Origin of the sequence: Pseudoalteromonas sp. SIMBA_162, assembly GCF_046535955.1 — a bacterium.
Classification (GTDB): Bacteria; Pseudomonadota; Gammaproteobacteria; order Enterobacterales; family Alteromonadaceae; genus Pseudoalteromonas; species Pseudoalteromonas marina.
In genome coordinates this window covers 1-260 of sequence record NZ_JAWJBQ010000629.1, presented here as the reverse complement: position 1 = coordinate 260, position 260 = coordinate 1, and the positions used below count along the sequence as shown (strand labels likewise).

The following is a 260-nucleotide window of genomic DNA, read 5'->3' as shown; positions in this document are numbered from 1 at the left end:
AAGCCGAAGTCGACCAGCAGCGGCAGCAGAATGGCCGCGAAGAAGAAGAAGGTCAGCAGTACCGGCGCGAGATCATTGAGCATCACGCCGCCGGTGAAGGCCGCGGTGACCTGGGTCGGCCCCCACTGGAAATAGGTCATCAGCGCGAAGATGGCGCCGAGGGCGCGCATGGCGAACCACACAGGAGAGACGTCGAACAGCTCGTGCGCCGCGCCCTGACGTGCCCAGGCCGGCTTGGCTAGCTTGACGAAGCCGGTGAG

1 pseudogene is annotated in these 260 nt (G+C 65.4%); it reads right to left on the bottom strand.

What is annotated here, in order from left to right:
• Positions 1-260: pseudogene (locus R0J88_RS21190) on the bottom strand (YjiH family protein); the annotation flags it as partial.